This window comes from Mesorhizobium sp. B2-2-3, from assembly GCF_006442405.1.
GTDB lineage: Bacteria > Pseudomonadota > Alphaproteobacteria > Rhizobiales > Rhizobiaceae > Mesorhizobium.
The window spans coordinates 289119-303061 of record NZ_VFWC01000006.1; the positions used below are offsets into that span (position 1 = coordinate 289119).

General features: G+C 62.6%; 13 protein-coding genes. 5 read left to right on the forward strand and 8 right to left on the reverse strand.

Features of this window, described 5'->3' with window-relative positions; translation table 11 throughout:
• Positions 1-62 precede the first annotated feature (62 nt).
• The 6 genes from FJ951_RS13840 to FJ951_RS13865 all read right to left on the reverse strand — a co-directional run bounded on the left by FJ951_RS13840 (position 63) and on the right by FJ951_RS13865 (position 4604).
• Positions 63-530 (reverse strand): DUF1203 domain-containing protein, encoded by a 468-nt coding sequence (locus tag FJ951_RS13840; protein WP_140515433.1) that lies wholly within the window; start codon positions 528-530, stop codon positions 63-65.
• Positions 531-673: 143 nt separating this feature from the next.
• Complete coding sequence (locus FJ951_RS13845; protein WP_140501321.1) at positions 674-1231, reverse strand: OmpA family protein; 558 nt, start codon at positions 1229-1231, stop codon at positions 674-676.
• 96 nt (positions 1232-1327) lie between these two features.
• The gene (locus tag FJ951_RS13850) at positions 1328-1891 is read right to left on the reverse strand and encodes a GNAT family N-acetyltransferase (protein ID WP_140515434.1); all 564 of its coding nucleotides are present in this window, start codon (positions 1889-1891) and stop codon (positions 1328-1330) included.
• Between the two features lie 2 nt (positions 1892-1893).
• Entirely contained in the window at positions 1894-2745 is an 852-nt protein-coding gene (gene sseA, locus FJ951_RS13855; protein WP_140515435.1) for a 3-mercaptopyruvate sulfurtransferase, read from the reverse strand.
• A gap of 81 nt (positions 2746-2826) precedes the next feature.
• Entirely contained in the window at positions 2827-3570 is a 744-nt protein-coding gene (locus FJ951_RS13860; protein ID WP_140515436.1) for an alanyl-tRNA editing protein, read from the reverse strand.
• Entirely contained in the window at positions 3570-4604 is a 1035-nt protein-coding gene (locus tag FJ951_RS13865; protein WP_140515437.1) for a cysteine synthase A, read from the reverse strand. Before FJ951_RS13865 ends, FJ951_RS13860 begins: the two co-directional genes overlap by 1 nt.
• A gap of 231 nt (positions 4605-4835) precedes the next feature.
• Between FJ951_RS13865 and FJ951_RS13870 the strand changes: the two genes are divergently transcribed.
• Both FJ951_RS13870 and FJ951_RS13875 read left to right on the forward strand, forming a co-directional pair.
• Complete coding sequence (locus FJ951_RS13870; RefSeq protein ID WP_140501312.1) at positions 4836-5657, forward strand: SDR family oxidoreductase; 822 nt, start codon at positions 4836-4838, stop codon at positions 5655-5657.
• A gap of 93 nt (positions 5658-5750) precedes the next feature.
• Complete coding sequence (locus tag FJ951_RS13875) at positions 5751-6725, forward strand: alpha/beta fold hydrolase (RefSeq protein WP_140515438.1); 975 nt, start codon at positions 5751-5753, stop codon at positions 6723-6725.
• 108 nt (positions 6726-6833) lie between these two features.
• Here FJ951_RS13875 and FJ951_RS13880 read toward each other — a convergent pair whose 3' ends face one another.
• Positions 6834-8249, reverse strand: a complete 1416-nt coding sequence (locus FJ951_RS13880; RefSeq protein WP_140515439.1) for a DEAD/DEAH box helicase — start codon at positions 8247-8249, stop codon at positions 6834-6836.
• Between the two features lie 398 nt (positions 8250-8647).
• On the opposite strand from FJ951_RS13880, the gene FJ951_RS13885 reads away from it, so the two are divergent.
• Complete coding sequence (locus FJ951_RS13885) at positions 8648-10180, forward strand: acyl-CoA carboxylase subunit beta (protein WP_140515440.1); 1533 nt, start codon at positions 8648-8650, stop codon at positions 10178-10180.
• A gap of 17 nt (positions 10181-10197) precedes the next feature.
• Here FJ951_RS13885 and FJ951_RS13890 read toward each other — a convergent pair whose 3' ends face one another.
• Entirely contained in the window at positions 10198-11727 is a 1530-nt protein-coding gene (locus FJ951_RS13890) for an NAD(P)H-hydrate dehydratase (RefSeq protein ID WP_140515441.1), read from the reverse strand.
• Positions 11728-12059: 332 nt separating this feature from the next.
• Between FJ951_RS13890 and FJ951_RS13895 the strand changes: the two genes are divergently transcribed.
• Positions 12060-12398: a P-II family nitrogen regulator gene (locus FJ951_RS13895; RefSeq protein WP_006205430.1), complete on the forward strand. Its 339-nt coding sequence runs from the start codon at positions 12060-12062 to the stop codon at positions 12396-12398.
• 59 nt (positions 12399-12457) lie between these two features.
• Positions 12458-13867: a type I glutamate--ammonia ligase gene (gene glnA / locus FJ951_RS13900; RefSeq protein ID WP_140515442.1), complete on the forward strand. Its 1410-nt coding sequence runs from the start codon at positions 12458-12460 to the stop codon at positions 13865-13867.
• Positions 13868-13943 lie beyond the last annotated feature (76 nt).

Sequence of the window (13943 nt, forward strand, 5' to 3'; positions counted from 1 at the left end):
GTACCGCAATGGTATGACAGGAGTACGACAGCGCTCCGCTATCGCACCGCCACATGCGCCCGTCAGACACGTTCGATCCGGCACTGGAAGCAATTGTTGCGCGCCGAGCGGACATGCACGTAGGCAATCTCGTCGCGTTCCAAGAGAGCCTCGGCGCGCGCGGCGATCGCATCGGTCGCAATGACGCCACCGCTGCCATAGACGATGCGGTCATCCCTGCCGTAGCCGCGCACGATATAGTCCGGGCTTTCGAGAATTTCGGGAAGTGCCTGAGATTCCGCGGCGCGCTCGCATTCCTGCGCGTGAAGGAAGATCGGTCCGGTCTCGGCATAGGGCTGAAGTTTGGGGAATGGCCGGTAGGCCAGGATGAGATAGTCGTCTCCGCCGGCGATGTTCTTCAGGCAATGCCGGCATGGCATGCCGTCGCCGTCGGAGACCTTACGCTCGGGCGTGTTTCCATAGGCATCGGGCCCGCCGCGCTGAAGCGCTCGTACATCTTGTGTCGGCAAGGCTTTGAACTGGATGGTCATGGCGAAAATCTCCGATGTCATTGATCGGAAATTATGCGCATCAGCCCCCGCCTCCCACCCGATTCCTGACAATCATTGGCCCTTGGTCGGCTTGTTCCAGCCGACCAAGGCAAGGCGAACTTCACCGGATTGTCGGAACTCCCTCAGCGAATGAAGTCATCAAAGCGACGGAGGGTGACCCGCCGGTTCCGCCAGTTTTCGTTCTGCGTCTGCACCAGCAGGAATTCCTCGCCATAACCGACCGTCTCCAAAGCATAGGCCGGCACGCCGAACTCGCGCACCAGCGTGCGCTTCAGCGAGGCGGCGCGCTGTTCCGACAGGATCCGGTTCGATTGGAAGGAGCCGACGGCGTCGGTATGGCCCTCGATGAGGACGCGCGCCCCGGGGTTGCGGCGCAGGATACGCTGCAACGCATCGGCGATAGTGTCGATCTTGTCGTATTGCGAGCTGGAGATCGCGGCCGAGCCGAAAGCGAAATTGATCGACTGGATATCGATCGACCGGGCCATGCGGCGCAGGTCCGGCCGGCGCTTGAACTCACGGATGGTGACGCGCTCGTTCGGGCGCAGCTTCACGCGGGGTGCCGCCTCGAGCTTTCGTTCGATGGTTGCGGCCGAAGGCGTTGTCGCCTGCGCGGCGGCGAGACCGGGCATTGCGATTGCCGCGATCAGCGCGGCGGCAAGGGTACGGCGGGTCAGCATGTCTTTTCTCCTTCGGCCCGTATTATGTGCGGGCAAGATGGCAGAGACAGGCTGAAGCGCGGATGAACGAGAGGTTCAGCTTTTGTGAGGGCGTCGCTATGGCCGCATGACGCTGGCCGAGCGCTCGGCGAAGGGCAGAGGGTGAACGGTCTCCTTCTTCTGCGCCACCGGCGCGAAGCCGAGCTTCTGGTAGAGCGGCAAGGCAGCAGGATGGTCGAGCGTGCAGGTCTGCACCGTCACCCGCTTCGGTCCATACGACCAAGCCGCGGCGATCGCCGATCCCAGGAACCAGCGGCCGATGCCTTGCCCGGTGGCGTGTTCCATCATGCCGAAATAGGCAAGCTCGACTTCTTCCGGCAGATGCGGCTTGAGGTCGAAAAAACCGGCGGGTGCGCCATCGAGATAGAGCACCCTGATGTCGCGATCCTCGCGGTGGACGCCGGCCGAAAGCTCGTCGTCATCCAGCCTCAGCACATTGACCCAGTGCCATTTACGCCCCACCCGATCCATCAGGTACCGGTAGAAATGCAGCGGAATGTCCTTAGTTTTCAGGAGTGCGACCTGGCGGTTGTAGGGCATGGGCGGCGACACGGCCGGTGGCGCATGCATCTCGAGGAACGTCACCGCGACTTCGATGTCCTTCAGCTCGCCGTTTTCCATCGTCATTCCTTGCCTGTCACGACTGGTGTGTCGGAGAGACCGCCCCATTCGGTCCATGAGCCGTCGTAAAGCCTGTTGTCGGTATGGCCAAGCGTTTCCAACGCAAGCGTGATCACCGCCGCCGTAACGCCGGAGCCGCAGGAAGTGACGATAGGCTTCGACAGATCGAGGCCGGCGTCCTCGACCACCTTGCGCAACCGCTCCTTCGGCAGAAGCACGCCGTTTTCCGACAGCGCCGAATAAGGCAAGTTGCGCGCGCCCGGCATATGGCCGGAACGGACGCCCGCGCGCGGCTCCGGCTCCGCGCCGGTGAAGCGTCCTGCCCCGCGTGCATCGGCAATCTGGCTTTCCCGGGTTTCGACGATGCGGCGCATCTCGGCAAGGCTGGCGACCCGGCCGGCGTCGAAATCGGCGTGGAACACGCTTGGCGCGATTTTGGTCGGTTCGGCCGTCACCGGCCGACCTGCCGCTTTCCAGCCATCGAAACCGCCGTCAAGGATATAGGTCTGGAAGACGCCCATCACCCGGAACATCCACCAAGCCCGAGGTGCCGAGAAAAAGCCCGGGCCGTCATAGACGATGATCGTGTCATCTGCCGAAACGCCCATCGCGCCGACATACTGCGCGAAATGCTGCGGCGACGGCAGCGTATGCGGCAGCGCGGCGTCCGGATCGGAGACCGCGTCCTGATCCAGGAAGCGGGCGCCCGGAATGTGCCCGGCGTCATACTCGGCGCGCGCGTCGCGGTTTTGCGCCGGAAGATACCAGGATGCATCGACAATCGTCAGGCCAGGCTGGCCCAAACGCTCCTGCAACCAGTCCGCGTCGACGGTGAAAGGACTGTCTTCAGCCATTGTGGTTCTCCTGCCGCCATTGACCAGACGTTGTCTTGCCTTGCCGCATGATCTTGTCCGAAAACATCGTAGCTTTCGAGATCATGTTTGGGGCATCGGTCCAAACCGGATGCGGAAGCGCCGGTTTTCACGCCCCTTCTTCTCAATCTTGCCGATATGGATTTCGCCGATCTCGCCGGTGCTTTTGACATGGGTGCCACCACAGGGCTGACTGTCCACCGAAGCATTCTCGCCGATGCAGACCAGCCGGATTTTGCCGGTACCTAGCGGCGGACGGACATTCTTGGACTTCACCAGACCCGGATTGGCGGCCAGTTCCTCGTCGCTGATCAGCCTGGTAAAGATCGGATGATCGGCCCGCACCAGGCCCATCAGGCCAGCCGTCACGTCTTCCTTGCTGAAGCTGGCGTCGGGAATGTCGAAATCGACACGGCTGTCGTCTTCCGAAACCGCCGCGCCGGTGATCGGAAACGGGCAGACGACGGTGAGCAAATGGCAAGCGGCATGCATGCGCATCAAGAGATGACGTCGCTCCCAGTCGATTGCGAGCTTCAGGCGCTCGCCGACCGCAGGCGCGGCTTGTTCCGGCGCCGGCACGTGGATGATCTCGTCCTTTGTTTCCCCGGTGATGGTGGCGGCCAGGACGATGCGGCTGCCATCGGCGCGCTGGAGATGGCCGCTATCGCCCGGCTGCCCGCCCGAGGTGGCATAGAAGATGGTGCGGTCCAGAACGATGCCGCCGCGCTCGTTGACGGCGACCACCACGGCATCGGCCGTCCTGAGATAGGCGTCGTCGCGAAACAGCGCTTCGGTCTTGTGCGCCATCACACGACCTTTTCAAACGGCACGGAAATATCTGATTTCTCTTCCATCCAGCCGGGCACCGGCAGCTTCTTTTCGCGCAGGAATTCGGGATTGAACAGTTTCGATTGGTAGCGTGTGCCGTAGTCGCAAAGAATGGTCACGATGGTATGGCCGGGGCCGAGTTCACGCGCCAGTCGGATCGCGCCCGCTATGTTGATGCCGGTCGAACCGCCGACGCAAAGGCCTTCCTCCTGGACCAGGTCGAAGACGATCGGCAACGCATCCTCATCACGAATCTGGAACGAAAAGTCGGGCGTGAACCCATCGAGGTTGGCTGTGATGCGCCCCTGCCCGATGCCTTCGGTGATCGAACTGCCTTCCGACTTCAGCTCACCGCTGGTGTAGAAACTGTAGAGCGCGGCGCCCAGCGGATCTGCGAGAGCAATCTTGACGTCCCTGTTTTTCGCCTTCAGTCCGAAAGCGACGCCGGCCAGCGTTCCGCCCGAGCCGACCGCCGAGACGAAGCCGTCGACCTTGCCGCCGGTCTGGCTCCAGATCTCCTGCGCCGTGGTGCGGATGTGCCCGTCGCGGTTGGCGACATTGTCGAACTGGTTGGCCCAGATAGCGCCGTTCGGCTCCGAACGCGCCATTTGCTCAGCCAGCCGCCCCGACAATTTCACGTAATTGTTGGGGTTCTTGTACGGCACGGCCGGAACCTCGATCAGCTCGGCGCCGAGCAGCTTGATCGTGTCCTTCTTCTCCTGGCTCTGCGTTTCGGGAATGACGATGACGGTGCGGTAGCCGAGCGCCTTGGCGACCAGCGTCAGCCCGATGCCCGTATTGCCGGCCGTGCCCTCGACAATGACGCCGCCCGGCCTGAGCAGCCCACGCTCTTCGGCATCGCGGATGATGAACAGGCCGGCGCGGTCCTTGACCGACTGTCCGGGATTCATGAATTCGGCCTTGCCCAGGATCTCGCAGCCGGTTTCTTCCGAAGCCCTGTTGAGGCGGATCAATGGCGTGTTGCCGATAGCGTCGATCACGGAGCGGGGCATTCGGGAGTCCTTTTGTAGCTGCGGCGAAACCCTAGAAACCCGAAGCTTCGGTTTCAAGGCAAGAATTTGCCTGGTCCAGTCGCATTTTCTGCACTGCATTTGCGCCCGGCCTCTCCCTGGTGCCGGGCGTATCCGCGCGGTTCATTTGGGACCGGCATCGAAAACCGCTCTTTTCATTCGATTTCTTCGCGGTTAGAGCAAAAGCCAAGAACAATTCGACGGGGGCGCAGCATGACACTTTATCGGGCCGACCCGAAGCATGGCGTCGCCTGGGTCACGGGAGGCAGCAGCGGCATCGGCCGTTCGCTGGCCAGGGATCTTGCGTCCCAGGGCTATGCGGTGGCCGTAACCGCACCCGATGGCGATCCGATCGACACGCTCATTGTCGAGACCGCGCAGATGCCAGGCAAGGTCAAGGCTTTTCCCTGCGATGTGACCGACGAGCCGCGCATGGCGAGAACCGTCGCTGCGATCGAAAACGAGCTTGGCCCCATCGTGCTCGCCGTCTTAAACGCGGGCAATTACATTTCCACGCCTGGCGAGGCTCTCGTCGTCAGCGATTTTCGCCGGTCTTTCGAGGTCAACTATTTCGGCATCATCAACGGGCTGGTGCCGGTCGTCGAACGCATGCGGGTGCGGGCGCGCGGCCATATCGTGCTGGTCGGCTCGGTCACCGCTTATTTCGGCTGGCCGACGACGGCCGCTTATGGCGGCACCAAAGCGGCGATCAACATCCTGGCCGAATCGCTGAAATACGATTTCGACAAGATGAACGTGCGCGTCCAGGTCATGAATCCGGGCTTCATAGACACACCGCTGACCGAGAAGAACATGCTGCCCATGCCGGGGCTGATGCCGGTCAGCCGAGCGACGCGGCGCATGGTGCGGGGTATCAAATCCGGCGGCTTCGAGGTCACATTCCCGCGCCGGACGAGCTGGCCCCTGAAGCTGCTCAGCCTGTTGCCGAGACCGGTGTACCGAGGCGTGATCAGCCTCATGACGAGCTGGAAGGCACGGCCGCTGAATTACGACCGCAAGCCGCCGAGCGAATAGAAGCCAGCGGATCGGCGGCTTCATCGCCGGGCCGGTCGTTGCCTGTTCCCCGCCGCCGCCGTAGGTTTGTTGTTGTTGCGTTTGGAGTCTGCGATGGGGCGACGAATCGTGCTTGCTGTGCTGGGGTTAGTCGCCATCCTCGCACTGGCCTTCGTGCTCGGCCCGCGGGTTCCCGTCGACACCACGATCCGCTTCGATCCAGCCGCAATCGGCGACGATCCGCAGGCCTATGTGGCCAGGACGGAAGCGGCGATATCCGGCATCCGTGACGGGCTGGAGAAAGAGATCATCTGGGCCAATCCGATGGTGCATGCCAGGACACGGCTGTCGATCGTCTATATCCACGGCTTTTCGGCGTCGAAAGGCGAGCTCCGCCCGCTGCCCGACGAGGTTGCCGACCAGCTCGACGCCAATCTGTTCTTTACCCGCCTCACCGGCCACGGGCAGGATGGCGCGGCCATGACGCAAGGCAGCGTCGATGCCTGGATCAACGACTATGAGGAGGCGCTCGCGATCGGCCGGGCCATCGGCGACAAGGTGATCGTCATCTCCACCTCGACCGGCGGCTCGCTGGCGGCCTGGGCGGCAACACAACCGGGTGCTTCGGACGGCGTGGCGGCGATCGCGTTCATCTCGCCGAATTTCGGCGTCAAGGCGTCGGGCGCCGGGATCCTGACCATGCGATGGGGCAAACAAATAGCCGAACTCGTCGCCGGCAAGGAGCGCAGCTTCATGCCGCGCAACGCGCTGCACGAGAAATTCTGGACCACCAGATATCCCCTTGCCGCGACGCTGCCGATGCAGGCGCTGACGGAACTTGCCTATGGCGCGCCGGTGGAGAAAGCGGTGGTCCCTGCCCTCTTCATCTTTTCGGATTCGGACAGCGTGGTGCGGCCTGACCGCACGCGTGAAATCGCCGGGCGTTGGGGCGCGCCGCACGAGCTGGTTCCGGTCGACGATACCGGCGATCCCGACAACCACGTCATCGCCGGCGACGCCCTGTCGCCATCGACCACGACCTTCCTTGCACAAAGAATTGCCGTCTGGATCGAGGCGGTCGCGAAGTAGCCCGAGCTTCCATACGGAAAGGGCGACCGCAGCCTCACCGCGGTCGCCCTTTATCTCACTGGTGACCAGCCGGGCACGCAAATGCCCGGCCAATACGAAGCGGCCTGCCTACGCGGCCCGCGCCGCGGGCCGCTTGCCGCCGAAGCGGCGTTTATTGTTGCCCTTGAAGGGCTTGGCGCCTTCCGGTTTGCGGTCGCCAGCGAAGGCCGGCTTGTCACCGAAGCGCTTCTTGCCGGAGCCGTTGTTCTGGCCGCCCGGCCGCCTGCCGTCGCGACGGCCATTGCGGTCGTTTCGGTCATTGGCAGGCTCGAAGCGCTCGTTCTTCTCAGCCGGGTTGCGCTGCGGATCGGGGCTGCCGAGATGGTCGGCGACAACAGGCAGCTTGGCGCGGATGATGCGTTCGACCTGGCGCAGCTTGCTGTTCTCGGACGGATCGCAGAGCGTAATCGCAATGCCGTCCCGGCCGTTGCGGCCGGTGCGGCCGATGCGGTGGACATAGCTCTCCGCCTCATCAGGCAGGTCGAAATTCACGACATGACTGATGCCGGGCACGTCGATGCCGCGCGCGGCGATATCGGTGGCCACCAGAATGCGCACCGAACCCTCGCGGAAATCGTTCAGTGCCTTCTGCCGCGCATTCTGCGACTTGTTGCCGTGGATGACAGCGGCCTTGAAGCCGTCGCGCTCGAGGTCCTTGGTTACCCGGTCGGCGCCGTGCTTGGTGCGCGAAAAGATGATGACGGACTTCATCGTCTCGTCGGCGAGCATCGTCGACAGCACTTGGCGCTTCTGCTTGGTGCGGGCAAGGACGACGCTCTGCGCGATCTCGGCCGCCGCCGTGCTTTGCGGCGCGACTTCGACACGGATTGGGTTCTTCAGCAGGCCTTTCGCCAGTTCGGCGATTTCATTGGGCATAGTCGCGGAGAACAGCACCGTCTGACGGTCCGGCGCGGTCGCCTTGGCGATGCGCTTGACGTCATTGATGAAGCCCATGTCGAGCATGCGGTCGCCCTCGTCGAGCACCAGCCATTTGGTGTCGGCAAGCATGAGGTCGCCTTCGCGCACCAGATCGGTCAACCGGCCAGGCGTGGCGATCAGGATGTCGACACCGGGCGCAACCTTCTTCACCTGGCTGAAGCGCGAGACGCCCCCAAGCACGAGCGCGGTCGAGACATGCGCGCCCTTGGCGAGGATCTTGATGGTGTCCTCGATCTGCACGGCGAGCTCACGAGTCGGCGCCAGGATCAGCGCGCGTGCCGTCTTCGGCCGGCGCTTGGTGCCGAGCGCAATGATCTTCGACAGGATCGGCAGCGCGAAGGCCGCAGTTTTGCCGGAGCCGGTCTGGGCGATGCCGAAAATGTCACGGCCTTCCATCTGCGGCGGGATCGCCTGAGCCTGGATCGGCTTCGGATCGGTGAAGCCGGCGGCATGGGTGGCCTTGAGCAGCGCACCGGTGATTCCCAGTGCTGCGAAACCGGAGAGTTCTCCAGTGTCGTTGCCGGGCAAAGTGTTTTCGTTGGTCAAAATATTCTTCTTTCACGCGGCCTCCGGCCGCAAACATCAATGGCGGCAGGGCGCAACCTGCCGTCGAATCAATTGTCATGGAACGACAAGGCGGCGGACGTGTTCGTCCGCGCGGCTGCGCTGTCGTGCCCGCAGGCATCATGCCACGGGGCTTTTTCGCCACCTTGCTAACCAATCGGGGCCGATCAGCAGGAAAGAGGGAAAACAGACGCAACCAGTCTCATTCGAGGAGAAGGCCGGATCAGTCCGGCCCAAGCGCCTATGCCGTGCATATGGCTGAGTTCGCTCTGAAATGCAAGGGCATCATGTTGCAGCGCAACAAAACGCCTCGGAAAAGCGACGCTTGCGCTCGCCTGCGGGCATCATTACCACAAAGCAGTCCGCGCAGGAGATCGAGAATGAAGGACGTGCTGAAGGAACTCGAGCGTCGTCGCGAGATCGCCCGCATGGGCGGTGGTCAGGCTCGCATCGACGCGCAGCACAAGAAGGGCAAGCTCACCGCGAGGGAGCGCATCGAGGTGTTTCTCGACGAGGGTTCGTTCGAGGAGTTCGACATGTATGTCGAGCACCGTTCGACCGACTTCGGCATGGAAAAGACCAAGATCGCCGGCGATGGCGTTGTCACCGGCTGGGGCACCGTCAACGGCCGTCCCGTCTACCTTTTCGCCAAGGATTTTACCGTGTTCGGCGGCTCGCTGTCGGAAGCGCATGCCGAAAAGGTCATCAAGGTGCAGGAGATGGCGCTGCGCAACCGCGCGCCGATCATCGGCCTCTACGATGCCGGCGGTGCCCGCATCCAGGAAGGCGTGGCCGCACTCGGCGGCTATGCCGAGATCTTTCAGCGCAATGTGCTGGCGTCGGGCGTCATTCCGCAGATTTCTGTGATCATGGGGCCTTGCGCCGGCGGCGACGTCTATTCGCCGGCCATGACCGACTTCATCTTCATGGTGCGCGACACCTCCTACATGTTCGTCACTGGACCGGACGTGGTGAAGACCGTCACCAACGAGACGGTGACCGCCGAGAGCCTCGGCGGCGCTTCCGTCCATACGACGAAATCCTCGATCGCCGACGGCGCCTATGACAACGACGTCGAAGCACTGCTGCAGATGCGCCGGCTGGTCGATTTGCTGCCGGCCTCGAACACATCGGAGATTCCCGAGATCGAATGCTACCAGTCGGTCACCGATCACGATCTGTCGCTCGACCGGCTGATCCCCGACAACGCCAACAAGCCTTACGATATCAAGGAGCTGATCCTGAAAGTCGCCGACGAGGGTGATTTCTTCGAGATCCAGCAAAGTTTCGCCAAGAACATCGTCACCGGCTTCGGACGCATCGAAGGCCGCACGGTCGGCTTCGTCGCCAACCAGCCCATGGTGCTGGCCGGCGTGCTCGATTCCGACGCCAGCCGCAAGGCGGCGCGCTTCGTGCGCTTCTGCGATTGCTTTTCAATCCCGATCGTCACCTTCGTCGACGTTCCGGGCTTCCTGCCGGGAACGGCGCAGGAATATGGCGGGCTGATCAAGCACGGCGCCAAACTGCTCTTCGCCTATGCCGAGGCGACCGTGCCGAAGATCACCGTCATCACCAGGAAGGCCTATGGCGGCGCCTATGACGTGATGGCTTCGAAACACCTGCGTGGCGATATGAACTATGCCTGGCCGACGGCGCAGATCGCCGTGATGGGCGCCAGGGGCGCGGTCGAGATCATCTATCGCAAGGACATCGGCGACGCCGAAAAGATCGCAGCCCATACAAAGGCTTACGAAGACCGCTTCCTGTCGCCCTTCGTCGCCGCCGAGCGCGGCTATGTCGATGAGGTGATCATGCCGCATTCGACGCGCCGCCGCATTGCCCGCGCGCTGCGAATGCTGCGCAACAAGGACATGCAGAACCCCTGGAAGAAGCACGACAACATTCCGCTGTGAGCTGAATGTCGAGCCGGTCAGCGCGCGCCGCGAGCCGCCACCAGTTCGTGCAACGCCGGCGCCAGCGCCAGCGGCAAGTCCTCGGCGATCAGCCCCGGCCCGAACCGGCTGCCGGTCTCGGCATGGATCCACACCGCCGCGCACGCCGCCTCGAAGGCCGGCATGCCTTGCGCCAGGAAGCCGGCCACGAGCCCCGAGAGCACGTCGCCCGAACCGGCGGTTGCCAACCACGGCGCGCCATTGGAGTTTATCGCGGCCTTGCCATCGGGAGCAGCGATTACGGTGTCGGCGCCCTTATAGACGATCACGGCATTGGCACGGGTGGCGGCCATACGAGCCCTGCCCAACTTGGACGAAACGGCGCCACCCGCGATGTCAGCAAACAGCCTGGCGAACTCGCCTTCATGCGGCGTCATCACCAGCGACGGCGCGCTCGGCTGGCGCGAGGCTTCGAACAGGACATCCGGCTTCTCGCGAAACGAGGTGATCGCGTCGGCGTCGAACACCAGACCATCGACCGAGGCGGAAACGTTCCGCTGCTGGCCAGCGGCAAGCAGCGTGAGAGCAAAATTCCGCGTTCTTTCACCGACACCGAAGCCAGGGCCCAGTACAAAAGCGGAGGGCCGGCGTTCGCCGATGAAGGCGTCGATGTCGGCGCTGTCATTTGCTTTGCGCAGCATGATCGAGGTCAGATGCGCGGCATTGACCTGCATGGCTTTCGCCGGGGACAGGACGGTGACCGCCCCTGCCCCGCTTCGCGCCGCGGCAAGCGCCGCAAGCCGCGCCGCGCCAGTGGCGCTCGGGCCACCGGAAAAGACGCCGACATGGCCGCGCTTGTACTTGTGCGTATCGACGCCCGGAATCGGAAAGGCGCTGAGCCAAAGCGCCGGCGAGTTCTCGAACGCCTGGGGCCGAATCCGGGCAATGAGACCATCGGCGATACCGATATCGGCGAGCACGATCTCCCCGCACAGCTCGCGCCCGGGCAGCAAAAGATGACCAGGTTTTTTGCGGGCGAAGGTGACGGTGACCCCAGCCCGAAAAGCATGGCCGAGCACTTGGCCGCTGTCCCCGGAAACGCCTGATGGCAGATCGACCGCGACGACCGGCAAGGCCAGGCTTGTCACCACGCCAACCGTTCTCGCCGCTTCACCGGACAGCGGTTTGGACAGCCCTGCTCCGTAAAGAGCGTCGACGACGACAGCGCCGGCTTCGGCCGCGAAATTCACCAGCGGCCGAGGTTTGACCGGGCATTCGCCGGCGGCAAGCGCGGCATCGCTGCCCGGCTTCGGCGTGCCCGTCGCCCAGACCACCGTGTCGACGCCAGCGGTTGCCAGGCAGCGGGCCACGACATAGCCATCGCCGCCATTGTTGCCGGGACCGCAAAGCACATGGACCCGCTTCGCTGCCGGATCGCGCCTGAAAATTTCGGCCGCGACGGCTTCGCCTGCACGGCGCATCAGGCCGATGCCGTCGATTGCGCCGGCGGCAATCGTCAACCGATCCGCCTCGCTCATCTCCTCGGGAGAAAGAAGTTCGTTGCTCATGGATTGCCGATCCGCATTCGATAAAGCATTGTCCAGTTTTCGGCTCGACGCAAACGCAGAGGAGTTGGCGCGGTCCCAGCCAAGCTGAGCAATGCCCACCAAATAAGCAATACGCCTAAATATCGGGCAGACATAAACACCGACGCCGCGTAGGCTGCAGCCATCCGTCGCGCGCTGGATGCAGTGAACGATGCGAATTTGCATCTTCGTGCGGCATGTTCTGGAATCGAATGACACCGCTTGAAATCCCGCCAATTGGCACAATTCGTGCTTGATGGAGGCGCAAGCGGGGCTCACAACCCGTTTTTTTGGCAGTGGAGGCCACTTTTTACATGAAAAAGATCGAAGCGATCATCAAGCCATTCAAGCTGGACGAAGTGAAGGAAGCGCTTCAGGAGGCCGGACTGCAAGGCATCACCGTGACCGAGGCCAAGGGTTTTGGACGCCAGAAGGGCCACACCGAGCTTTATCGCGGCGCCGAATATGTCGTCGACTTCCTGCCCAAGGTGAAGATCGAGGTCGTGCTCGGCGACGATGCGGTCGAAGGCGCCATCGAAGCCATCCGCAAGGCGGCCCAGACTGGGCGCATCGGCGACGGCAAGATCTTCGTCTCGAACATCGAGGAAGTCGTGCGCATCCGCACCGGCGAAACCGGCATGGATGCGGTCTGACACCTCGCCCATCTTCCGAAACGTCATTATTAAAAAACGTCACCACAGGGATACATGACATGACGACAGCCAAAGACATCATGAAGCAGATCAAGGACAACGATGTGAAGTTCGTTGACCTGCGCTTCACCGACCCGAAGGGCAAGCTGCAGCACGTGACGATGGATGTCATCGAGGTCGAGGAAGACATGTTCGCCGATGGCGTGATGTTCGATGGTTCTTCGATCGCCGGCTGGAAGGCGATCAACGAGTCCGACATGGTGCTGATGCCCGATCCTGAAACGGTCCACATGGATCCGTTTTTCGCGCAGTCGACCATGGTCATCCTATGCGACATCCTCGATCCGGTTTCGGGCGAATCCTATAACCGCGACCCGCGCGGCACTGCCAAGAAGGCCGAGGCCTACATGAAGTCGGAAGGCATCGGCGACACCATCTATGTCGGCCCGGAAGCCGAGTTCTTCGTCTTCGACGACGTCAAGTACAAAGCCGATCCCTATAACACCGGCTTCAGGCTCGATTCCACCGAACTGCCGTCCAATGACGACACCGACTACGAAACCGGCAATCTCGGCCACCGTCCGCGCATCAAAGGCGGTTATTTCCCGGTGCCGCCGATCGATTCGGCGCAGGACATGCGCTCCGAGATGCTGACCGTGCTCGCCGAGATGGGCGTGCGGGTCGAGAAGCATCACCACGAGGTGGCCGCGGCCCAGCACGAACTCGGCATCAAGTTCGACACGCTGGTCCGCAACGCCGACAAGATGCTGATCTACAAATATGTCGTGCATCAGGTCGCCAATGCCTATGGCAAGACCGCCACCTTCATGCCGAAGCCGATCTTCGGCGACAACGGCTCGGGCATGCATGTCCACCAGTCGATCTGGAAAGGCGGCAAGCCGACCTTCGCCGGCAACGAGTATGCCGGCCTCTCGGAAAGCTGCCTGTTCTATATCGGCGGCATCATCAAGCACGCCAAGGCCATCAACGCCTTCACCAACCCGCTGACCAACTCCTACAAGCGTCTGGTGCCGGGCTACGAGGCGCCGGTGCTGCTCGCCTATTCGGCGCGCAACCGCTCGGCATCCTGCCGCATCCCGTTCGGCTCGTCGCCAAAGTCGAAGCGCGTCGAGGTCCGCTTCCCCGATCCGGGTGCGAACCCCTATCTCGCCTTTGCCGCCATGCTGATGGCCGGCCTCGACGGGATCAAGAACAAGATTCATCCCGGCCAGCCGATGGACAAGGATCTCTACGATTTGCCGCCGAAGGAGTTGAAGAAGATCCCGACCGTCTGCGGCTCGCTGCGTGAAGCGCTCCAGAGCCTCGACAAGGACCGCGGATTCCTGAAGGCCGGCGGCGTCTTCGACGACGACCAGATCGACAGCTACATCGAGTTGAAGATGGCCGAGGTGATGCGCTTCGAAATGACACCGCATCCCGTCGAATACGACATGTACTATTCGGTCTGATTTTTGATCTCCCTGGACCCGGCATAACCCGGATCCAGCGGCTTCAATTCAGCCTGCAAATGCGAGGCCGGAAGAT